This is a genomic window from Pseudomonas sediminis (assembly GCF_039555755.1).
Lineage (GTDB): Bacteria > Pseudomonadota > Gammaproteobacteria > Pseudomonadales > Pseudomonadaceae > Aquipseudomonas > Aquipseudomonas mendocina_D.
Genome location: NZ_CP154631.1, coordinates 2,704,869 through 2,725,775 on the forward strand (window position 1 = coordinate 2,704,869; position 20,907 = coordinate 2,725,775).

Annotated in this window: 18 protein-coding genes; 10 read left to right on the forward strand and 8 right to left on the reverse strand. The window is 62.7% G+C overall.

Annotated elements, in window-relative coordinates; translation table 11 throughout:
- Positions 1-2 precede the first annotated feature (2 nt).
- Positions 3-1,601 carry an ABC transporter substrate-binding protein gene (locus AAEQ75_RS12745; RefSeq protein ID WP_343352381.1) on the reverse strand — a complete coding sequence of 533 codons (1,599 nt, stop codon included), beginning with the start codon at positions 1,599-1,601 and terminating at the stop codon, positions 3-5.
- A 225-nt stretch (positions 1,602-1,826) separates the two neighbouring features.
- Positions 1,827-2,540, reverse strand: coding sequence for an SIMPL domain-containing protein (locus tag AAEQ75_RS12750; RefSeq protein ID WP_192980008.1), 714 nt, complete (start codon positions 2,538-2,540; stop codon positions 1,827-1,829).
- A 196-nt stretch (positions 2,541-2,736) separates the two neighbouring features.
- On the opposite strand from AAEQ75_RS12750, the gene AAEQ75_RS12755 reads away from it, so the two are divergent.
- From AAEQ75_RS12755 to AAEQ75_RS12765, 3 genes are all read left to right on the forward strand, one after another.
- Positions 2,737-3,990: an ATP-binding protein gene (locus AAEQ75_RS12755; RefSeq protein ID WP_099522507.1), complete on the forward strand. Its 1,254-nt coding sequence runs from the start codon at positions 2,737-2,739 to the stop codon at positions 3,988-3,990.
- A gap of 15 nt (positions 3,991-4,005) precedes the next feature.
- Positions 4,006-4,566: a response regulator transcription factor gene (locus tag AAEQ75_RS12760; RefSeq protein ID WP_256835531.1), complete on the forward strand. Its 561-nt coding sequence runs from the start codon at positions 4,006-4,008 to the stop codon at positions 4,564-4,566.
- Between the two features lie 189 nt (positions 4,567-4,755).
- Positions 4,756-5,697, forward strand: a complete 942-nt coding sequence (locus tag AAEQ75_RS12765) for an AEC family transporter (RefSeq protein WP_343349163.1) — start codon at positions 4,756-4,758, stop codon at positions 5,695-5,697.
- Positions 5,698-5,772: 75 nt separating this feature from the next.
- Here AAEQ75_RS12765 and AAEQ75_RS12770 read toward each other — a convergent pair whose 3' ends face one another.
- The 6 genes from AAEQ75_RS12770 to gatC all read right to left on the reverse strand — a co-directional run bounded on the left by AAEQ75_RS12770 (position 5,773) and on the right by gatC (position 11,058).
- Positions 5,773-6,159 carry a carboxymuconolactone decarboxylase family protein gene (locus AAEQ75_RS12770; RefSeq protein ID WP_099522504.1) on the reverse strand — a complete coding sequence of 129 codons (387 nt, stop codon included), beginning with the start codon at positions 6,157-6,159 and terminating at the stop codon, positions 5,773-5,775.
- 2 nt (positions 6,160-6,161) lie between these two features.
- Positions 6,162-7,256 carry a calcium/sodium antiporter gene (locus AAEQ75_RS12775; protein ID WP_343349164.1) on the reverse strand — a complete coding sequence of 365 codons (1,095 nt, stop codon included), beginning with the start codon at positions 7,254-7,256 and terminating at the stop codon, positions 6,162-6,164.
- Positions 7,257-7,347: 91 nt separating this feature from the next.
- A complete protein-coding gene (locus tag AAEQ75_RS12780; protein ID WP_106732709.1) occupies positions 7,348-7,770 on the reverse strand; it encodes a septal ring lytic transglycosylase RlpA family protein in 423 nt (140 codons plus the stop codon).
- A 73-nt stretch (positions 7,771-7,843) separates the two neighbouring features.
- Positions 7,844-9,292: an Asp-tRNA(Asn)/Glu-tRNA(Gln) amidotransferase subunit GatB gene (gene gatB, locus AAEQ75_RS12785; RefSeq protein WP_343349165.1), complete on the reverse strand. Its 1,449-nt coding sequence runs from the start codon at positions 9,290-9,292 to the stop codon at positions 7,844-7,846.
- A gap of 11 nt (positions 9,293-9,303) precedes the next feature.
- Positions 9,304-10,755 carry an Asp-tRNA(Asn)/Glu-tRNA(Gln) amidotransferase subunit GatA gene (gatA, locus tag AAEQ75_RS12790; protein WP_343349166.1) on the reverse strand — a complete coding sequence of 484 codons (1,452 nt, stop codon included), beginning with the start codon at positions 10,753-10,755 and terminating at the stop codon, positions 9,304-9,306.
- A 15-nt stretch (positions 10,756-10,770) separates the two neighbouring features.
- Entirely contained in the window at positions 10,771-11,058 is a 288-nt protein-coding gene (gene gatC / locus AAEQ75_RS12795) for an Asp-tRNA(Asn)/Glu-tRNA(Gln) amidotransferase subunit GatC (RefSeq protein WP_343349167.1), read from the reverse strand.
- Positions 11,059-11,286: 228 nt separating this feature from the next.
- Here gatC and mreB point away from each other — a divergent pair, with 228 nt between their 5' ends.
- The 7 genes from mreB (at position 11,287) to AAEQ75_RS12830 (ending at position 20,906) form a co-directional block, all read left to right on the forward strand.
- Positions 11,287-12,324: a rod shape-determining protein MreB gene (gene mreB / locus AAEQ75_RS12800; RefSeq protein WP_045734124.1), complete on the forward strand. Its 1,038-nt coding sequence runs from the start codon at positions 11,287-11,289 to the stop codon at positions 12,322-12,324.
- A 194-nt stretch (positions 12,325-12,518) separates the two neighbouring features.
- Positions 12,519-13,466, forward strand: coding sequence for a rod shape-determining protein MreC (gene mreC, locus AAEQ75_RS12805; RefSeq protein WP_343349171.1), 948 nt, complete (start codon positions 12,519-12,521; stop codon positions 13,464-13,466).
- Positions 13,466-13,954: a rod shape-determining protein MreD gene (mreD, locus tag AAEQ75_RS12810; RefSeq protein ID WP_343349172.1), complete on the forward strand. Its 489-nt coding sequence runs from the start codon at positions 13,466-13,468 to the stop codon at positions 13,952-13,954. Before mreC ends, mreD begins: the two co-directional genes overlap by 1 nt.
- A gap of 49 nt (positions 13,955-14,003) precedes the next feature.
- On the forward strand, positions 14,004-14,606 hold the full coding sequence (locus AAEQ75_RS12815) for a Maf family protein (protein WP_343349173.1): 603 nt from the start codon (positions 14,004-14,006) through the stop codon (positions 14,604-14,606).
- Positions 14,607-14,711: 105 nt separating this feature from the next.
- Entirely contained in the window at positions 14,712-16,169 is a 1,458-nt protein-coding gene (gene rng, locus AAEQ75_RS12820; protein ID WP_179575607.1) for a ribonuclease G, read from the forward strand.
- Between the two features lie 26 nt (positions 16,170-16,195).
- Positions 16,196-20,008: a YhdP family protein gene (locus AAEQ75_RS12825; RefSeq protein WP_343352383.1), complete on the forward strand. Its 3,813-nt coding sequence runs from the start codon at positions 16,196-16,198 to the stop codon at positions 20,006-20,008.
- A gap of 49 nt (positions 20,009-20,057) precedes the next feature.
- Positions 20,058-20,906, forward strand: coding sequence for a carbon-nitrogen hydrolase family protein (locus AAEQ75_RS12830; RefSeq protein ID WP_343349175.1), 849 nt, complete (start codon positions 20,058-20,060; stop codon positions 20,904-20,906).
- Position 20,907: the final 1 nt, after the last annotated feature.

The window sequence follows — 20,907 nt, forward strand, 5'->3', positions numbered from 1 at the left end:
TGTTACTTGCCGATACCTACACCATAGAACGAGTTGATGCCGAACGGGCTGATACGGAAGTCCTGCACTTCCTTGCGCATCGGCTGGTACACGGTGGAGTGGGCCAGCGGAGTGATCGGTACCTCGCGCTTGAGGATCACCTGCGCCTGCTTGTACAGCTCGGTGCGTTCGGCTACGTCGGTGGTGCGTTTGGCGGCCTTGACCAGCTTGTCGTAGTCCTCGAAGCACCATTTGGAGAAGTTGTTGCCGTCGACCGCGTCGCAGCCATAAAGGGTGCCGAGCCAGTTGTCGGGATCACCGTTGTCGCCGCTCCAGCCGATCAGCATGGCGTCGTGCTCGCCGGCCTTGGCGCGCTTGAGGTATTCGCCCCACTCGTAGGTGACGATGCGTGCCTTGATGCCAATCTTGGCCCAGTCAGCCTGCAGGATCTCGGCGATCTGCTTGGCGTTGGGGTTGTACGGGCGCTGTACCGGCATGGCCCATAAGGTGATCTCGGTGCCTTCCTTGACGCCTGCAGCTGTGAGCAGCTCCTTGGCTTTTTTCGGATCGAAGGCCGGGTCCTTGATGTCTTCGTCATACGACCACTGGGTTGGCGGCATACCGTTGACGGCCAACTGCCCGGCGTTCTGGTAAACGGCGTCGAGAATTGCCTGCTTGTTCACCGCCATGTCCAGCGCCTGGCGCACTTCCAGTTTGTCGAACGGTGGGTGGGTAACGTTGTAGGCGATGTAGCCGACGTTGAAACCGGCCTGCTCGGGCATCTTCAGCTTGGCGTCCTGCTGCAGCGAGGCGATGTCGGCCGGGCGCGGGAACAGGGTGACATGGCATTCGCCGGCACGCAGTTTCTGCATGCGCACGGACGAGTCGGTATTGATGGCGAAGATCAGGTTGTCGACCTTCACATCCTCGGGCTTCCAGTAGTCTTGGTTACCCTTGTAACGGATCACCGCGTCCTTCTGGTAACGGCTGAACACGAAGGGGCCGGTGCCGATGGGTTTCTGGTTGATGTCAGCGGCCTTGCCAGCTTTGAGCAACTGGTCGGCGTACTCGGCAGACTGGATCGAGGCAAAGCTCATCGCCAGGTTCTGCACGAAGGCGGCGTCCACTTCGTTGAGAGTGACGCGCACGGTCATGTCATCGAGCTTCTCCAGCTTGGCGATGTTGCTGTCCATGCCCATGTCGGTGAAGTAGGGAAACTCGGTGGGGTACGCCTTGCGGAACGGGTGGTCCTTGTCGAGCATGCGGCCAAAGGTGAATAGCACGTCGTCGGCATTGAACTCGCGGCTGGGCTTGAAGTAATCGGTGGTGTGGAATTTCACCCCGGGGCGCAGCTTGAAGGTGTAGGTCAGGCCGTCGTCGGACACTTCCCAGCTTTGCGCCAGGCCGGGCTCGACCTTGGTGCCGCCACGCTCGAACTGGGTCAGGCGGTTGAAGATGGTTTCCGCGGCGGCGTCGAAATCGGTTCCGGTGGTGTACAGGCCAGGGTCGAAGCCGGCGGGGCTGCCTTCGGAACAGAACACCAGGTTGGCGGCGCTGGCGAGGGGGGCGCTGGCGATCAGCCCAGCGGTAAGTAAAGCCTGGATAACGGCGTTCTTGCGCATCTTGACCTCATCGTTGTTGTGGTTGTGGTCCTTGAGGAGTCTCTTGTAGAAACCACCAACGAAACTATGCAGGCCTTGTGCCTGAGGCAAGAGGGGCGCCGTGTGGAGAATGGTTAGCGCTACAGCGCTGTAATTTGCTGTCGCATTTATGAAAAAATTGCAGAGAAAAGATGGCAAAACGCCGTTATCTGGTGATAACGGCGCTGCTTTGTTGCGGAGCGTGGTTCAGGGCATCTGCACTTCGATGACGCCATCGGCGCTGACCGTGACCTGGCTGGTACCGGCTTCGATCTGCGGTGTGGGGGCTGAGTCCATCATCGCCATGCCCTTGGCTTCGAAGTTGCGCATGGCCATTGGTGGCTGGAAGCCACCGGTGTTGAGGTTCAGGCTGACCAGCTTGTAGCCCTTGCCGCCAAGCGCTTCGGTGGCCAGTTGCGCGCGCGCCTTGAAGGCATTCACGGCGTCCTTGAGCATGGCGTCTTCACGGGTTTTGCGGGTGTCGGTGGCGATGCTGAAATCCATGCCGGCTATCTTCATCGATTGCAGCAACTCACCGGTGAGGGTGGACAAGCGGGCGAAGTCAGCGCTTTCCAGGCGCACCTCGGCGCGCTCGCGCCAGGCGGTGATCTTCTGGCCCTTGTCGTCATACACCGGGTAGCTGTTGCGGCTGCCGAGTTTGACTGCCACGCCCTTGACCTGACGCACCTGCTCCAGCGTCTTGTTGAGGGTAGTGGTGATCTCGGCGGCCAGTTTGGCCGGGTCGCTGTGCTGCGCTTCGGTATAGAGGGTGACGTGCATCAGATCGTGCGCCACTTCCTGATTGACCTCGGCGCGCAGGGCGATCTGGTTGTAACGCGCCTCGGCGGCCAGCAGGCCGGTGCTGGCGAGACTGGCGGCGGTCAGGGCGAGGGCGGTGGCGATACGGGTCATGGTGCGCATGTGCGGTTCCTTTTTCGATGGCCTTGTGGCCGTTTCCCGAGGTTAGACGAAGGCGAGTCGCGATCCGGGTTAATGCCGTGCAATTTTTTTCATCCTGCCCACCGAGCGGGCTACGGCGAAGTGTGCGTCCGGTTGCCGCAGCGGCGGAAGGCCGCGTCGGGCTTGGTTATACTCGCTCCCAGTCAAGGGAGTCTTCATGCTCGAACCCGTGCAGTTATTGTCCGCCAGTCGCCAGAATCTCTGGCGTCTGACTCTTATCCGTATTCTGGTGCTGGCAGCTCAGGCGGGCTCGGTCGGTCTCGCCTACAAGTCGGGCATGCTACCGCTACCCTGGTTGCAATTGTCGGTCACCCTCGGCGTTTCTCTGCTGTTGTGCCTGGGCACGGCCTTGCGCTTGCGCGGCCCCTGGCCGGTGACCGAGGTCGAGTACGCCGTGCAGCTGGGCTGCGACCTGATCATCCACAGCGTGCTGCTGTACTACTCGGGTGGTTCGACCAACCCCTTCGTTTCCTATTATCTGGTGCCACTGACTATTGCCGCCGCAACGCTGCCGTGGATGTTCACCATCGTCCTGGCCGGTATGGCGCTGGCCGGCTACACATTGCTGCTGGTGTGGACGCATCCACTCGAGTTGCCGGCGGCGCGTGAGAGCCTGCTGGTCTATGGCATGTGGCTGAGCTTTGCCCTGTCTGCTGCGTTGATCACCTTCTTCGTTGCCAAGATGGCCGAGGAACTGCGCCGCCAGGACGAGCTGCGCGCCGAACGCCGCGAGGAAAGCCTGCGCGACCAGCAACTGCTGGCCGTGGCCACTCAGGCCGCTGGCGCCGCGCATGAGCTGGGTACGCCGCTGGGCACCATGAGCGTGCTGCTCAAGGAGCTGCGCCAGGAATACCGTGACAAGCCGGCGCTGCAGGACGACCTGGCCTTGCTGCAAGAGCAGGTCAAGTTGTGCAAGTACACCCTGCAGCAGCTGGTGCGTGCTGCCGAGAATGATCGGCGTCAGGCAGTGGTCGAGCAGTCCTGCGTCGAATGGTTGGAAACCACCCTCAATCGCTGGCACCTGATGCGCCCGGAAGCCAGCTACCGCTACCAGTGCCTGGGCCGTGGTACGCCGCCGCGCATTATGCCACCGGCCGATCTCACTCAGGCGCTGCTCAACCTGCTCAACAATGCTGCCGATGCCTGCCCGGACAAGCTCGATATCCGCCTGGACTGGGATCATCAGTGGCTGCGTCTGAGCATTCGCGATCATGGTGCCGGCGTACCGCTGGCCATCGCCGAGCAGCTTGGTCGCCCCTTCTTCACCACCAAGGGCAAGGGCTTCGGGCTTGGACTGTTCCTCAGCCAGGCCAGTGTGACGCGTGCCGGTGGTACGGTTAAGTTGTATAACCATGAAGAAGGCGGCACCCTCACCGAATTGAAGTTGCCGCGAGCCTATGGCGCGGCCTGACAAGGAATACCCAGCATGAGCGACGAGTCCCTGTTCGAAGGTGAGGAGCATCCCCATCTGCTGCTGGTCGACGACGACCCCACCTTTACCCGCGTGATGGCGCGCGCCATGAGCCGCCGCGGTTTGCGCGTATCCACCGCCTCCAGCGCCGAAGAAGGCCTGGCGCTGGCCAAGGGCGACCTGCCGGATTACGCCGTGGTCGACCTGAAGATGGAAGGCGACTCCGGCCTGGTGCTATTGCCCAAGCTGCTGGAGCTGGACGCGGAGATGCGTGTGGTGATCCTCACCGGCTATTCCAGCATCGCCACCGCGGTGGAGGCCATCAAGCGCGGTGCGGCCAACTACCTGTGCAAGCCGGCCGATGCTGACGATGTGCTCACTGCGCTGCTCTCCGAACACGCCGACCTGGACAGCCTGGTGCCGGAGAACCCGATGTCGGTGGACCGCCTGCAATGGGAGCACATCCAGCGCGTGTTGGCCGAGCACGAGGGCAACATCTCCGCCACCGCACGCGCCCTGGGCATGCACCGCCGCACGTTGCAGCGCAAATTGCAGAAGCGCCCGGTTCGCCGCTGAGGCGCTGCAGCGTATCGAGCGTGCTTTTTGTAAGAGCGGCTTTAGCCGCGAAACATCTGGCTCAGCGGCCTGACCGCGGCTGAAATGTAATGCCCCAGCGATCTGCGCGAGCGAATATTGGTGTCCTGTGCCCATGGCCGATAAATGCTTAGCCAGCTAGCATAGGTCGTCAGACAACTCTGGTGCCCTATGTTCGCCGTCGCAGCACAAACCCTCGCCATCACTGCGCCCGTGTTCGCCATGTTGTTTCTCGGCGTGATACTCAAGCGTGTACGCTGGATCGATACCCCCTTCATCGATACGGCCTCGAGCCTGGTGTTTCGCGGCACCATGCCGGCCCTGCTGTTTCTTGGCGTGGTCAAGGCCGACCTGGATGCGGCCATGCAGCCGCAACTGCTGACCTACTTTTTCCTGGCTACCGTGGCCTCGTTCTTCGTTGCCTGGGCCTGGGCGATCTGGCGGGTACCGTTCGAGGACCGTGGTATCTACACCCAGGGTGCCTTCCGTGGTAACAACGGCATTGTCGGTCTGGCGCTGGCCACCAGCATGTATGGCGACTACGGTCTGTCGGTCGGCTCACTGCTCGCGGCGCTGGTGATCCTCTGCTACAACGCGCTCTCGGCCGTCGTGTTGGCCATCTACAGCCCAGGCGTGAAGCCTGGTGCCAAGGCCATCGTACGCAGCATCGTGACCAATCCGATGATCATCGGCGTGCTGTTGGCCGTACCGATCGCCTACTGGAAGATCCCGCTACCGCAGTGGTTTCTGACCTCGGCCGAGTACTTCGCGCAGATGACCTTGCCGCTGGCGCTGATCTGTATCGGCGGCACGCTGAGCCTGGCGTCGCTGCATCGCAGCAGCGGCACCGCGATCGGCTCGGGCATGATGAAAATGGTCTGGCTGCCCCTGCTGAGTACCTCTGGCGCCTGGCTGTTGGGCTTTCGCGGCGCGGACCTGGCGATCCTCTTCCTCTATTTCGCCAGCCCCACGGCGGCGGCCAGCTTCGTCATGGCCCGTGCAGTGGGCGCCAACCATGAGCTGGCTGCAGCCATCATCGTGATCACCACGCTGGCGGCGGTGGTCACCACCAACATCGGTTTGTTGCTGTTGCAATGGGGTGGCTGGATCTAGAGGAAGTGGTCACCAGCTTTTATAGGGTGCGCCGTGCGCGCCGATGGCTCTGACGGTTGGTGCGCACGGCACACACTACGAACTGGTGTTGTTCTGCCACTCGTCGATCACTTCCTGCGCCGCGCGGAAGGCATCGATGCTGGCTGGAACGCCAGCGTAAACCGCGCAGTGCAGCAGAGTTTCGCGAATTTCCTCGACGGTGCAGCCGTTGTTCAGCGCGCCACGCACATGGCCTTTGAGTTCCTGCGGGCATTTCAGTGCGGTCAGCGCAGCCAGGGTGATCAGGCTGCGTGTCGCGCGTGGCAGGCCGCTGCGTGTCCACACGCCGCCCCAGGCATGTTCGTTGACGAAGTCCTGCAATGGCTGGGTAAGCTCGGTGGCATTGTTCAGGGCGCGATCGACGAATGCATCGCCCATCACTTCACGACGTACCTGCAGACCGCGGTCATGGTTCTCGCTCATGTTCACACCTGCTCGCCGCGTTGTTTGTGCCAGGCGCGCCCGGCGATGATTACCAGGGTGATGGCGGTCAATGGCAGCACGTAACCCAGCATGGCTTCGCCCATCACGTCAGCGAAGGGGCGCCCCGTGGAAGACAGGATCAGGTAGAGGGTGTAGGCCACGTAATACGCCAGAAACAGTAGACCTTCCCAACGGTTGATGCGGTAACCGGCGAAGAAGATCGGCAGGCATGCAACGGCGACGGCAATCATGACCGGGAAATCGAACGCCAGGGCATTGGGCGACACCGAAATGGCGGTCGGCGAGACCAGCGAGGCCAGGCCCAGCACGCAGAGCAGGTTGAAGATGTTGCTGCCGACGATATTGCCCACGGCGATATCGCGCTCACCCTTGATGGCGGCGATGATCGAAGTGGCCAACTCCGGCAGCGACGTGCCGACAGCGACAACCGTCAAACCGATGACCAGCTCCGAAATTCCCAGTGCTCGTGCAAGCGTCACTGCGCCTTCGACCAGGAAGTTTGAACCTGCCACCAACAGCACCAGCCCAGCGATGATTAGGCCCAGGTTGACGGCCCAGGCGTAGGGCTTGGGCGTCTCGTCGAGGCCGAATTCCTTGGCAAATTCGTCATCATCGCCGCCCTTGTCCTTGCGCGCGCTGTAGATCAGGAAGCCGGTGTAGGCCAGCACGCCACCGAACAGCAGAGTGCCGTCGAGGCGACTCAGTTCGCCGTCCCAGGCCAGGCCAAAGGTGACCAGGCTGGCGCCGATCATGATCGGCACGTCGAGGCGGATCAGCTGGCGCGAGACGACCAGCGGTGCGACCAGGGCAGTCACACCGAGAATCAGCAGGACGTTGGCGATATTGCTGCCGATCACGTTGCCGATGGCCAGATCGCCACTGCCGTTGAAGGCCGATTGCACGCTGACTGCGGTTTCCGGCGCGCTGGTGCCGAAGGCCACCACGGTCAGGCCGATCACCAGTGGCGGAATGCCGAACTGTGCGGCCAGCTTGGCGGCGCCGCGTACCAATACCTCGGCGCCGGCAACCAGCAGCACCAAGCCGGCGATCAGGTAGACATAGGTCATCAGGGTCATTGCAGGGTAGCTCCGAAAAAAGTGCGGTTAGTGTAGCGATGGCATTATTGGCCGCTAGATGCGCCAGAAAGATTTTGTTGCCAATTGTTCCTCAGTCCAGTGCTTCGACCCTGACCGGCACCACGCCTGCGCGCAGCATGTCCAGTTGCGTTGCGGCGGCCCGGGAAACATCGATAACCCGGCCGCGCACGAAGGGGCCGCGGTCGTTGATGCGCAGTACCACGTTGCGGTTGTTGTTGAGGTTGGTCACCCGCACGCGTGTGCCAAAGGGCAGGGTGCGATGCGCGGCGGTCAGCGCGTTCTGATCGAAACGTTCGCCGCTGGCCGTACGCTGGCCGTGGTGGCGGTCACCGTAGTAGGAGGCCTTGCCGGTTTCGCTGCCGCCTGGGCCGCCGCCGAACGTGGAGCAGCCGCCGAGCAGGGTGAGAGCGCCGAGCAGGGCAAGGGTCTGTAGCCTGGATAAAATCCGGGGCAGTGAAGGTTCCCGGATTGCATCCGGGCTACGGATCATCATGTTCATGGACTCCATAAAAAAACGCCGGGCGAGCCCGGCGTCGTTGCAGCTAGCGTAAGCGAGCCGGTCCGGCTCAGCCTTCGAGCTTTTTCTTCAGCAGTTCGTTCACTTGCCCCGGGTTGGCCTTGCCCTTGGAGGCTTTCATGGCCTGCCCGACGAAGAAGCCGAACATCTTGCCGCGCTTGGCTTCGTCGCTGGTGCGGTACTGCTCGACCTGTTCGGCGTTGGCCGCCAGCACTTCGTCGAGCATCTTCTCGATGGCGCCGGAATCGGTGACCTGCTTGAGGCCCTTCTTCTCGATCACTTCATCAGCCGTTGCGCCTTCACCGGCAGCCAGGGCTTCGAAGACCATCTTGGCGATCTTGCCGCTGATGGTGTTGTCCTTGATGCGAAGGATCATGCCGCCCAGTTGCTCGGCGGACACCGGCGACTGGTCGATCTCCAGGTTGTCCTTGTTGAGCAGGCTGGACAGCTCGCCCATCACCCAGTTGGCGGCCAGCTTGGCATCGCCACAGGTCTTGGCGACCACTTCGAAATAGTCGGCCAGCTCGCGGCTGGCGCTCAATACACTGGCATCGTAGGCTGACAGCGCGTACTGGTTCTCGAAGCGCTCGCGCTTCTGCGGCGGCAGCTCGGGCAGGGCCGCGCGCAGTTCGTCGAGGAAGCTGCGCTCGATGACCACCGGCAGCAGGTCCGGGCAGGGGAAGTAACGGTAGTCGTTGGCTTCTTCCTTGCTGCGCATGGAGCGGGTCTGATCCTTGTTCGGATCGTACAGGCGGGTTTCCTGAACCACCTTGCCACCGTCCTCGATCAGCTCGATCTGGCGCTGCACTTCATGGTTGATGGCTTTCTCGATGAAGCGGAACGAGTTGACGTTCTTGATTTCGGCGCGGGTGCCGAACTCGGCCTGGCCCTTCGGGCGTACCGACACGTTGCAGTCGCAGCGCAGCGAGCCTTCGGCCATGTTACCGTCGCAGATACCCAGATAGCGCACCAGGGCGTGGATGGCTTTCACGTAGGCGACCGCTTCCTTGGCCGATCGGATGTCCGGCTCGGAGACGATTTCCAGCAAAGGCGTGCCGGCGCGGTTCAGGTCGATGCCGCTCATGCCTTGGAAGTCTTCGTGCAGGCTCTTGCCTGCGTCTTCTTCCAGGTGCGCACGGGTGATGCCAATGCGCTTGACGGTGCCGTCTTCCAGGGCGATGTCGAGGAAACCCTTGCCGACGATGGGGTGCTCCATCTGGCTGGTCTGGTAACCCTTCGGCAGGTCCGGGTAGAAGTAGTTCTTGCGTGCGAAGATATTACGCTCGGCGATCTCGGCATCGATGGCCAGGCCGAACTGGCAGGCCATGCGCACGGCTTCGGCGTTAAGCACCGGCAGGGTGCCGGGCATGCCGAGGTCGACCAGGCTGGCCTGGGTGTTGGGCTCAGCGCCAAAGGTGGTGGCGCTGGCCGAGAAAATCTTCGATTGGGTGCTGAGCTGAGCGTGAATCTCGAGCCCGATGACTGTTTCCCACTGCATCTTTATCGTCCTCAGAAGCCGCTCGGTGCTTGTTTGTGCCAGTCGCTGACCTGCTGGTACTGGTGTGCGACATTGAGCAGACGACCTTCCTGGAAGTAGTTGCCGAGCAACTGCACGCCTACTGGCAGACCATCGACGAAGCCGGCCGGCATCGACAGGCCGGGAATGCCGGCCAGGTTGGCGGTGATGGTGTAGATGTCTTCCAGGTAGGCGGACACCGGGTCGGCGTTCTTCTCGCCGAGTTTCCAGGCCAGGTTCGGCGTGGTCGGGCCGAGGATCACGTCGACCTCCTTGAAGGCCGCGACGAAGTCGTTCTTGATCAGCCGGCGGATCTGCTGGGCCTTGATGTAGTAGGCATCGTAGTAACCGGCGGACAGCGCATAGGTGCCAACCATGATGCGGCGCTTCACTTCGGCACCGAAGCCTTCTTCCCGCGAGCGCTTGTACAGATCCTGCAGGTCTTTGGGGTTTTCGCAGCGGTAGCCGAAGCGCACGCCGTCGAAACGCGACAGGTTGGAGCTGGCTTCTGCTGGCGCGATCACGTAGTAGGCCGGGATGGCGTGCTGCATGTTCGGCAGGTTGATGTCCTTGACGGTGGCGCCGAGCTTTTTCAACTCCTCGACCACAGTCATCACCTTCTCACCGATGCGCGCATCGAGGCCAGTGCCGAAGTATTCCTTGGGCAGGCCGATGCGCAGGCCGGCCAGCGGCTGGGCGAGGGCGGCGAGGTAGTCATCGACCGGCTGATCGACGCTGGTGGAATCCTTGGTATCGAAGCCGGCCATGGCGCCGAGCAGCAGTGCGCAGTCTTCGGCGGTGCGGGCCAGCGGGCCACCCTGATCGAGGCTGGAAGCATAGGCGATCATGCCCCAGCGCGAGACGCGGCCGTAGGTCGGTTTGATGCCGGTAAGGTTGGTCAGCGCGGCTGGCTGGCGAATCGAGCCGCCAGTGTCGGTGCCGGTAGCGGCTGGCAGCAGGCGCGCAGCAACGGCGGCGGCCGAACCACCCGAGGAACCACCCGGTACGCGGCTGGTGTCCCAAGGGTTCTTCACCGGGCCGTAGTGGCTGGATTCGTTGGCCGAGCCCATGGCGAATTCGTCCATGTTCAGCTTGCCCAGGGTGACAGTGCCAGCGGCGGCCAGCTTCTCGACCACGGTGGCGTCATAGGGGGCCTTGAAGCCGGTGAGAATTTTCGAACCACAGGAGGTCAGCACGCCGTTGGTACAGAACAGATCCTTGTGCGCGATCGGCGCGCCGAGCAGTGGACCGTTTTCACCGGCGGCGCGGCGTGCGTCAGCGGCCTTGGCCTGCTCGATGGCCAGATCCTCGGTGACGGTGATGAAGCTGTTGAGCTGCGGGTCGAGTTGCGCGATGCGCGCAAGCAAGCTGCGGCTCAGCTCTTCGGCGGAGAATTGCTTGTCGGCGAGGCCGCGGGCGATCTCGGCCAAGGTCAGTTGATGCATGTCGGGCCCTTTCCTTTATTCGATGACTTTCGGCACGAGGTACAGACCGCTTTCCACGGCCGGGGCGATAGCCTGATAGGCGTCGCGCTGGTTGCTCTCGGTGACCACGTCGGCACGTAGACGCTGGGTGGCTTCCAGCGGGTGGGCCAGGGGTTCGATGCCCTGGGTGTCGACCGCCTGCATCTGGTCGATCAGGCCGAGAATGCTGTTCAGGGTCTCGGTGGTTTGCGGAATATCGCGTTCGTTCAGACCCAGGTGGGCCAGGTGGGCGATTTTTTCCACCTCGGAGCGTTCAAGCGCCATCGGGGGTTCTCCAGTGGAAGTGTGACAGAGAGGGCATGCAGGGAACGGATGTCGCGAGCCAGTGGTCAAAGGCCGCGATGTGCAGCTACAAGGCCCGGAAAAACAGGCAATCTACCATATTGCCGCCTTGCTCAAAATCCCTGCCGTTGTTAGAGTTTGCCGCACTTTTTACCCGCGCGTTTTTCCGCGTCTGACTTTTACCCACGCGTTGCCTAGGGTCCCTTCCTAATGTTCAAGAAACTGCGTGGCATGTTTTCCAGCGATCTGTCGATCGACCTGGGCACTGCCAATACCCTTATTTATGTGCGCGAGCGCGGTATCGTCCTGAATGAGCCGTCCGTGGTCGCGATTCGTACCCATGGCAATCAGAAAAGTGTCGTGGCCGTTGGCACCGACGCCAAACGCATGCTCGGTCGTACGCCTGGCAACATCTCCGCCATCCGCCCGATGAAAGACGGTGTGATCGCCGACTTCAGCGTCTGCGAGAAGATGCTGCAGTACTTCATCAACAAGGTTCACGAGAACAGCTTCCTGCAGCCGTCGCCACGCGTGCTGATCTGCGTGCCGTGCAAGTCGACCCAGGTCGAGCGTCGCGCCATTCGTGAATCGGCGCTCGGCGCCGGTGCACGCGAAGTGTTCCTGATCGAAGAACCGATGGCCGCGGCCATCGGTGCCGGCTTGCCGGTCGAAGAGGCGCGCGGTTCGATGGTCGTCGACATCGGCGGCGGTACCACCGAGATCGCCCTGATTTCCCTGAACGGCGTGGTCTACGCCGAATCCGTGCGCGTCGGCGGCGACCGCTTCGACGAAGCCATCATCACCTACGTGCGTCGCAACTACGGCTCGCTGATCGGTGAAGGCACCGCCGAGCGTATCAAGCAGGAAATTGGCACTGCCTACCCGGGCGGCGAGATCCGCGAAGTCGACGTACGCGGCCGCAACCTGGCCGAGGGCGTACCGCGCAGCTTTACCCTGAATTCCAACGAAGTGCTCGAAGCGCTGCAGGAGTCCCTGGCGACCATCGTTCAGGCGGTCAAGAGCGCTTTGGAACAATCGCCGCCCGAGCTGGCCTCGGACATTGCCGAGCGCGGCCTGGTGCTGACCGGTGGTGGCGCGCTGCTGCGTGATCTGGACAAGCTGCTGAGCCAGGAAACCGGTCTGCCGGTGATCGTTGCCGAAGACCCGCTGACCTGCGTCGCCCGTGGCGGCGGCAAGGCCCTGGAAATGATGGATCGCCACGCCATGGACCTGCTCTCCACCGAGTGAGCCCCGCGGCTGTGGACGCTTGCCGTGCCGCCTCCGGGCGGCACGCGAATATTCGAGCATTGCAGTACACTCGGCCCAACCTTCGCCAGACCGGTTCGCCCTTCGCATGAATTCGCGCGCTTTCCGCCCTCGTGGCGCACAAGGAGCAGCTCATTAAGCCGCTCTTCGCCAAAGGTCCCTCGCTGGGCATTCGCATGTTGGTATTTGCCGTTTTGTCGGCAGTGCTGATGGTGGTCGACGCCCGCTTCGATACGCTCAAACCTGTGCGTAGCATGATGGGCATGGTGTTGACGCCCCTGTACGAACTGGCCGAGATGCCTGTGCGAGCCTGGGAAGGCGCGACCCAGCAAATTTCCTCGCGAAGCGAATTGCTGGCCGAAAACGAGAAGCTCAAGGCCGAAGCCCTGTTGCTGCAGCGCCGCCTGCAGAAGTTGGCGACCCTTACCGAGCAGAACGTGCGCCTGCGCGAGCTGCTCAACTCTGCAGCGTTGGTGGACGAGGAAGTGCTGGTCAGCGAACTGATCGGCGTCGATCCCAACCCCTACACGCACCGCATCCTGATCGACAAGGGTGAGAAGGACTGCGTCGACGAGAGCAAGAAAAACTGCGTGTTCCTCGGTCAGCCGGTGCTCGATGCCCGCGGCCTGATGGGGCAGGTGGTGGAAGTCATGCCCTATACCTCGCGCGTACTGCTGCTTACCGATAACACCCACAGTATTCCGGTGCAGGTCAACCGTAACGGCCTGCGCGCCATCGCTGTCGGCACCGGCAACCCGGAGAGCCTCGAACTGCGTCACGTCGCCGATACCGCCGATATCAAGGAAGGCGATCTGCTGGTCAGCTCCGGCATGGGCCAGCGTTTCCCAGCTGGCTATCCGGTAGCCACGGTCAAAGAGGTCATCCATGACTCCGGCCAGCCATTCGCCATCGTTCGCGCCACGCCGACCGCGGCGCTCAATCGCAGTCGTTACTTGCTGCTGGTGTTCTCCGATCGTCGCAGTCCCGAGCAGCGTGCCACCGATTCGGCCCAGGCTCAGGAGGCCGCCGACCGCGAGGCCGTACAGGAACGTATCCAAGGTGAACAGGCGCCAGAGTCGAGCGTCGCTCCGGCCGCGGACACGCCCGCACAGGAGGCGAACTGATGGTCGGTGTAAGGCCCCGTAATGGCTGGGTGATCTGGCTGACCCTGGCCTTCGCGCTGCTGCTCAGCGTGGCGCCGATGCTCGAGTTCATGCAGGTCGGTCGTCCGCTGTGTGTCGCCCTGATTCTCACCTACTGGGTGCTGGCGCTGCCGCACCGGGTTGGCCTGACCACTGCCTGGGTGCTTGGTTTGGCGCAGGATGTGCTGCTCGGCACGTTGCTCGGGCAAAACGCGTTGATCCTCACCCTGATCACCTTCCTGGTGCTGAGCCTGCACCAGCGTCTGCGCATGTTTCCCATGTGGCAGCAGAGCATGGTGCTGATGGTGGTGTTCGGTCTCGCCCAGTTGGTTCAACTGTGGCTCAACGCCTTGACCGGCAGCCGTCCGCCAACCCTGGCCTTCATCCTTCCAGCACTGGTCAGCGCCCTGCTGTGGCCCTGGATCTGCGTCATCCTGCGTGGATTGCACCAGCGCCTCAACGTCAACTGAACGCGGCCTGCCGCACGGCTGGCCGCGGTTCGCCAAGGGAGATACCCGCATGGCCGAGCTGTTTCTGGCCTCCGCCTCGCCCCGTCGCCGTGAATTGCTGGCTCAGATCGCTGTGCCTTGCGTCACGCAAATCGCCTCGATAGATGAAAATCCGTTGCCAGCCGAGCCGGCGGCAGCCTATGTAGAGCGTTTGGCGCGTGAGAAAGCGCGCGCCGGTCTGCTCGCCTTGGGCGGGCACAAGGATGTCGTGGTGTTGGGCGCCGATACCGCTGTGGTGCTCGATGGACGCATTCTGGGTAAGCCAGCGGATTTCGCCGAGTCACGTGCGATGCTGCAGGCTCTGTCGGGGCGTAGCCATCAGGTGATGACGGCCGTGGCGCTGGTCGGTGGCGATCGTGAGGCGGCGCGAGTGGTCAGCAGTGAGGTGAGCTTTCGTCCTATCAGCGAGGCGGAAATCGAAGCGTACTGGGCCAGCGGCGAGCCATGTGACAAAGCGGGAAGTTATGGTATCCAGGGGTTGGCGGCCGTGTTCGTCAATCGATTGCAGGGTAGCTATTCAGCAGTGGTCGGCCTGCCGCTGTGCGAAACTGCGGAGCTGCTTGGCGAATTCGGTATTGCCTGTTGGCAGTTGCCGGCGAAAGGGCCGCGTTAAGAACCCAGGCGGTGGCAGCATAGAGTAGTTTTTTGGACGTGCCCGAAAGCTTGAGTCCGCGGGGCGTTGCAGTAGCCCGGCCGGCATGATCACCAGGATGGATGCATGAGCGAAGAGATTCTGATCAATATCACGCCGATGGAGTCGCGCGTGGCGGTGGTGGAAAATGGCGTGCTGCAGGAAGTGCACGTCGAGCGTACACAGAAGCGCGGCATCGTAGGCAACATCTACAAGGGTAAAGTGGTGCGCGTGCTGCCCGGCATGCAGGCGGCCTTCGTCGATATTGGCCTGGAGCGTGCGGCCTTCATTCATGCTTCCGAGATTTCCACCCGCGAAGGAGCGGCGGTGGAGCCGATCAGCGCCCTGGTTCACGAAGGGCAGAGCCTGGTGGTGCAGGTCACCAAGGACCCCATCGGCAGCAAGGGGGCGCGTCTGACCACGCAGTTGTCCATCCCTTCGCGGTATCTGGTGTACATGCCACGCACCAGTCATGTCGGTATTTCCCTGAAGATCGAAGATGAAGCCGAGCGCGAGCGCCTCAAGCAGGTAGTCGCCGATTGCGTCGCCGCCGAAGGCATCGAGGAGGCCGGCGGCTTCATCTTGCGCACCGCAGCTGAGGGTGCTGGCGCTGATGAAATTCTGATCGACATCCGTTATTTGCGTCGCCTCTGGGACCAGATCGGCGCGCAGATCCAGAATGCCAAGGCGCCTGTGGTGATCTACGAGGATCTGTCCCTGGCGCTGCGTACCTTGCGTGACCTGGTCAGCCTACGTACCGAGAAGATTCGCGTGGACTCGCGGGAAACCTTCCAGAAAATCACCCAGTTCGTCGCCGAGCTGATGCCGGAGATTGCCGACCGCCTCGAGCATTACCCCGGTGAGCGGCCGATCTTCGACCTGTACGGTGTCGAGGATGAAATCCAGCGCGCACTGGAGCGCAAGGTGCCGCTAAAGTCCGGCGGCTATCTGGTGGTCGACCCTGCCGAGGCGATGAGCACCATCGACGTCAACACCGGCGCCTTCGTCGGCCATCGCACGCTTGAGGAAACCATCTTCAAGACCAACCTCGAGGCCGCTACCGCGATTGCCCGTCAGCTACGCCTGCGCAACCTGGGCGGCATCATCATCATCGACTTCATCGACATGGAAGATGAAGAGCATCAGCGCCAGGTGCTGCGCACCCTGGAAAAGCAGCTCGAGCGTGATCACGCCAAGACCAACATCATCGGCATCACCGAGCTCGGCCTGGTGCAGATGACCCGCAAGCGCACGCGCGAAAGTCTCGAGCAGATTCTCTGCGAGCCCTGCAGCGCCTGTCAGGGACGCGGCAAGCTGAAGACGCCGGAGACCATCTGCTACGAGATCTTCCGCGAGATTCTGCGCGAAGCCCGTGCCTACCAGGCGGAAAGCTACCGGGTGCTGGCTAATCAGAAGGTGGTTGATCGCCTGCTCGATGAAGAGTCGGGCAACGTCGCCGATCTGGAAGCCTTCATCGGACGTACCATCAAGTTCCAGGTGGAAACCATGTATTCCCAGGAACAGTACGACGTGGTGCTGCTCTGAGCGCGGGGGCTGCCGAGGCGAGCGCCCTGGCGCGCCTCTTTTCCGCGCTGCTGCGCTGGGGCTTGGGCTTGTGCGCCGCTGTGTTGGTGCTGGCGGCGCTGTACGTCAGTCTGGGCCGTGAGCTGGTGCCGTTAGTAGCCGAATATCGGCTCGAGCTGGAAGACCGTGTCACGGCGCAGTTGGGTGTGCCGGTGCGCATCGGTCGCCTCGAAGGCCGTTGGCAGGGTTTTGCCCCGGTACTGGAGGCGCATGACGTGCGTCTGGGTAGCGACGAGGAAGGCTTGAGCCTGGAGCGAGTACAACTGGTGCCGGACGTGGGCGGTAGTCTGCTGGCCCGCCAGCCGCGCATCGCCCACCTGCAGTTCGACGGTCTGCAGCTGAACGTACTGCAGAACGCCGAAGGTGGCTGGCAGTTACAAGGGATGCCACAGCGCAGCGGTCCCGAGGTGAATGTCGAGCAGCTACTGGAACAGTTGCAGATCGTGCATCGCATCAGCCTGCTCGACAGTCGTGTGGTGGTGCAGCCGCTGGATCAGGAGCCGCTGCTGCTCAGCTACGTCAACCTGAGCCTGCGCTATGGCAACAACACTCAGCGTCTCGACGGCCGCCTGCTGCTGCCTGATGGGCAACCGGTGGCGCTGCGTTTGCGCACGCGCATGCAGCCCGAGAGTTGGCGCGAGGCACAATCCGAGCTTTATCTAAGCCTGCCGCAGAGCGACTGGGCTGCCTGGCTGCCGAAATCGCTGCTCGGTGACTGGCAGTTACAGCGTCTGCAGGCTGGTGGAGAGCTGTGGCTGGAGGGCCATGGCCTGACCCTGGACAAAGGTGCCTTACGCCTGCATGCCCCCGAGTTGGTCGGCGGCCAGGCCAAGCATGAAGCGGTGACGCTCAAGGACCTTGCCTTCAACGCCTTTTTCACTCAAGACAAGCAGGGCGTGCGGGCGCAGATCGACTCCCTGGCCCTGACCCATGGTGAGCAGCGCATCGGCGAATTGCACCTGAACCTGAAGCAAAAGGATGGGGGCGAGCCTGACGAGCGCTGGGCGCTGACGGCTGATCGTCTTGATCTTGCGGCCTGGGCGCCGCTGGTGCAGGCGCTGGTGCCGATGCCCGATAAAGCCCGCGATGTCTTGGGCGAGCTGGCGCCGGTTGGTGCGATCAACAACCTGCTGCTCGATTACTACCCCCGGCATGAAGGCGCCGAACGCCTGCAATTCGCCGCCAATCTGGACAAGGTGGGCATTCAGGCCTATCACGGCGCGCCGGCCGCCGAGAACGTCACTGGCAGTGCCTCGGGCAATATGTTCCAGGGCGAGCTGCGCCTGAACAGCGAAAATTTCGCCCTGCACCTCGATCAGCTGTTTCCCAAGCCCTGGCGCTACCGCCATGCTCAGGCCCGGTTGAGTTGGGACTGGAGTGAAACCGGCCTGACCTTGTACAGCCCCTACATGCGTGTTGATGGCGAGGAGGGGCAGGTCGCCGGTGACATGCTGATCCGCCTGTTGAGCGATCCTGAGGCCGAAGACTACATGGACCTGCGCGTCGGTATGCGCGACGGCGATGCGTCCTACACTGAGAAGTACCTGCCGAGCCGCGCGCCCGGCATGAGCGCCGAGCTCGATCATTGGCTGAAGACGGCCATCCGTGCGGGGCACGTCGAAGAAGGCTACTTCCAGTATCAGGGCTCGTTGAACAAGGGCGCACCGTTGGGCGCGCGCAGCCTCAGTCTGTTCTTCAAGGTCAGGGATGCCGAGCTGGCCTTCCAGCCCGGTTGGCCTGCGTTGCGCGAGGGCGTGGGTGAGGTGCTGATCGAAGATGATGCAGTGCGCGTGCGCCTACAGAGCGGGCGCTTGCAGGAAAGCCAGGTCAGCGATGTCGTGGCCAATATTCCGCTGTTGCACGACGGCAAACCACCACGTCTGCAGCTCGACGGCAAGGTGCAGAGTAGCCTGACTGACGCCATCAAACTATTGCAGGAAGCGCCTCTGGGGACCGCAGAAATCTTTGCCGGTTGGCAAGGTGAGGGGCCTCTGGCTGGCCGTCTGCAGCTGGATATTCCGCTGCAGAAAGGGCAGCCGCCTGGTGTGGTGGTGGACTTCGCCACTGAGGGCGCAAGCCTCAAATTGGCCAATCCCGATCTGCAACTGAGCAAGGTTCAAGGCGCGTTTCGCTTCGACAGCGCTGCCGGGCTGAGCGCGCCGGATGTTCGCGCCGAGGTCTTCGGGCGTCAGGTGCGCGGCAAGATCAGCGCCGAGGGCGCAAGTGGGCAGGCGCGTACGGTTTTCGATCTGCGTGGACGGGTCCAGGTCGATACCCTCAGCCAGTGGCTGGGTGGGCCGCAGAAGCTGCCAGTCAGCGGACTGCTGCCTTATCGCCTGCGCCTTACCCTGGATGGCGATGACAGCAAGCTGCGTGTCGACTCCAACCTGCGCGGTGTGGTGGTCGACCTGCCCGCGCCTTTCGGTAAGACGGCGCAGCAGGAGCGGGATACCGATTGGCGCATGACCCTCTCCGGGCGTGAGCGCCGTTACTGGGCGAACTATGGCGAGCTTGCCAGTCTGAGTCTGGCCGCACCTCCGGGGGCGCTGGCAGACGGCCGCGGTGAGCTGGTGCTTGGCGGTGGCGCGGCCGGTCTGCCGCCCGGCCAGGGGCTGCGAGTGCGTGGGGGTCTGGACGAGCTGGACCTGGACGCCTGGAAGCAGCTCGGCAGCAATCATCCGGTCAAGGTGGATGCCGACAGCCAGCGCCTGTTTCGCAGTGCGCGACTGGATATCGGGCGTTTCCGCGGCTTTGGCCAAGAGGTCGAACAGCTGACCCTTGGTCTGGCGCGAGAAGGCCAGGGCTGGGCCTTGCAACTCGACAGCGAGCTGGCGGCCGGACGTGTGCTGTTGGCCGATGCCGAGGGTGTGCCTATACGTATCGATCTGCAGCACGTGCGGTTGCCGGCGCCAGATCCTGAGGCGACCAAGGCCAGCGATGCGCCTGATCCTATGGCCGATATCGACCCTCGACAGATTCCGGCGCTGGATATCGCCATCCAACGCGTGCAGCGCGGTGACAAGGTGCTGGGCGCCTGGTCGCTCAAGGTACGCCCGGAAGCGCAGGGCGTGCGTTTCGATGAGCTCGACCTTGACCTGCAGGGGCTGAAAATCGGCGGTAGCGCCGGTTGGCGAGGCACGCCAGGCAACACGCAGAGCTGGTACAAGGGGCGTCTGCAGGGCAAGGATCTCAGCGATATTCTCAAGGCCTGGGATTTTGCCCCCAGCGTCACCAGTGAAAACTTCCGGGTGGATGCCGACGGTAACTGGCCTGGTTCGCCGGCCTGGTTCTCGCTCAAGCGTTTCTCTGGCAACCTCGACCCCTCGCTGCGCAAGGGGCAGTTCGTCGAAGTGCAGGGCTCGGCTCAGGCGCTAAGGGTGTTCGGCCTGCTCAACTTCAACTCCATCGGCCGCCGCCTGCGCTTGGACTTTTCCGACCTGCTGGGCAAGGGCCTGAGTTACGACCGGGTCAAGGGTAACCTGCAGGCGACCAATGGCCTGTTCGTCACCCATGAGCCGATCACCCTGACCGGGCCGTCGAGCAATCTGGAGCTCGACGGTAACCTGGACATGCGTGAAGAACGTATCAATGCCAAGCTGCTGGTGACCCTGCCGGTGACCAACAACTTGCCGCTGGCGGCGTTGATCGTCGGCGCTCCAGCGATTGGCGGGGCGCTGTTCGTGGTGGACAAATTGCTCGGCGACAAGGTCGCTCGCTTTGCCAGTGTGCAGTACGACGTCAAGGGCCCGATGCAGGACCCGGAGATCAGCTTCGACAAGCCCTTCGAAAAACCGCAATGACGTGGTGTCTTGGCGTACGCTGTTACACCGGGAACCGATGAGTACTGCCATGAATCTCGCTGTAATCCAGATGGTCAGTCAGGACGACGTGCAAACCAATCTGCGTCTGGCTCGCCGTATGCTGGAGCGCGCCGCGCAGGGTGGTGCGCGCCTAGCCGTGCTGCCCGAGAACTTCGCGGCCATGGGGCGTCGAGACCTGGCCGCCATCGGCCGTGCCGAGGCAGTGGGCGAGGGGCCGATCCTGCCCTGGTTGAAACGGGCCGCGCGTGACCTCAGTTTATGGATAGTGGCCGGCACTTTGCCGTTGCCGCCGGATGACGATGCCGAGGGCAAGCCGCGTGCATGCTCGCTGCTGATCGACGACCAGGGCGAACGCGCGGCTCGCTACGACAAACTGCACCTGTTCGATGTCGACGTCGCCGACAACCGTGGCCGTTATCGTGAGTCCGATGATTTTTCCCACGGCCAGCGTGTGGTGGTTGCTGATACGCCGGTGGGGCGCTTGGGGTTGAGCGTGTGTTACGACTTGCGCTTTCCTGAACTGTTCGGGGCGCTGCGGGAAGCCGGCGCGGAGCTGATCAGCGTACCCGCCGCGTTCACGGCAGTGACTGGCGCGGCGCACTGGCAGGTGCTGACGCGCGCCCGCGCCATCGAAACCCAGTGCTATGTGCTGGCCGCCGGGCAGGGCGGTGAACATCCGGGGCTGCGCCTGACCTTCGGTCATTCGGCAATCATCGACCCTTGGGGCAGCGTTCTGGCCGAGCAGGATCAAGGCGAAGCCGCATTGCTGGCTTCGCGCGATGCCGCCGAACAGGCGAGCATTCGCCAACGCATGCCGGTGCAGCAGCACCGCCGTTTCTTTTTATCGGGCGCACCGCGTCCGATCGTTGTGGAGTGAT

Excerpts from the sequence above, each read along its gene's own strand:
- gatC (WP_343349167.1), bottom strand. The coding sequence starts at position 11,058 with ATGGCGCTTGAACGCTCCGAGGTGGAAAAAATCGCCCACCTGGCCCAC.
- gatB (WP_343349165.1), bottom strand. The coding sequence starts at position 9,292 with ATGCAGTGGGAAACAGTCATCGGGCTCGAGATTCACGCTCAGCTCAGC.
- mreC (WP_343349171.1), top strand. The coding sequence starts at position 12,519 with ATGTTGGTATTTGCCGTTTTGTCGGCAGTGCTGATGGTGGTCGACGCC.
- AAEQ75_RS12815 (WP_343349173.1), top strand. The coding sequence starts at position 14,004 with ATGGCCGAGCTGTTTCTGGCCTCCGCCTCGCCCCGTCGCCGTGAATTG.
- AAEQ75_RS12770 (WP_099522504.1), bottom strand. The coding sequence starts at position 6,159 with ATGAGCGAGAACCATGACCGCGGTCTGCAGGTACGTCGTGAAGTGATG.
- AAEQ75_RS12760 (WP_256835531.1), top strand. The coding sequence starts at position 4,006 with ATGAGCGACGAGTCCCTGTTCGAAGGTGAGGAGCATCCCCATCTGCTG.
- AAEQ75_RS12745 (WP_343352381.1), bottom strand. The coding sequence starts at position 1,601 with ATGCGCAAGAACGCCGTTATCCAGGCTTTACTTACCGCTGGGCTGATC.
- AAEQ75_RS12755 (WP_099522507.1), top strand. The coding sequence starts at position 2,737 with ATGCTCGAACCCGTGCAGTTATTGTCCGCCAGTCGCCAGAATCTCTGG.
- AAEQ75_RS12765 (WP_343349163.1), top strand. The coding sequence starts at position 4,756 with ATGTTCGCCGTCGCAGCACAAACCCTCGCCATCACTGCGCCCGTGTTC.
- mreD (WP_343349172.1), top strand. The coding sequence starts at position 13,466 with ATGGTCGGTGTAAGGCCCCGTAATGGCTGGGTGATCTGGCTGACCCTG.
- AAEQ75_RS12750 (WP_192980008.1), bottom strand. The coding sequence starts at position 2,540 with ATGCGCACCATGACCCGTATCGCCACCGCCCTCGCCCTGACCGCCGCC.
- mreB (WP_045734124.1), top strand. The coding sequence starts at position 11,287 with ATGTTCAAGAAACTGCGTGGCATGTTTTCCAGCGATCTGTCGATCGAC.
- gatA (WP_343349166.1), bottom strand. The coding sequence starts at position 10,755 with ATGCATCAACTGACCTTGGCCGAGATCGCCCGCGGCCTCGCCGACAAG.
- rng (WP_179575607.1), top strand. The coding sequence starts at position 14,712 with ATGAGCGAAGAGATTCTGATCAATATCACGCCGATGGAGTCGCGCGTG.
- AAEQ75_RS12780 (WP_106732709.1), bottom strand. The coding sequence starts at position 7,770 with ATGATGATCCGTAGCCCGGATGCAATCCGGGAACCTTCACTGCCCCGG.
- AAEQ75_RS12775 (WP_343349164.1), bottom strand. The coding sequence starts at position 7,256 with ATGACCCTGATGACCTATGTCTACCTGATCGCCGGCTTGGTGCTGCTG.
- AAEQ75_RS12830 (WP_343349175.1), top strand. The coding sequence starts at position 20,058 with ATGAATCTCGCTGTAATCCAGATGGTCAGTCAGGACGACGTGCAAACC.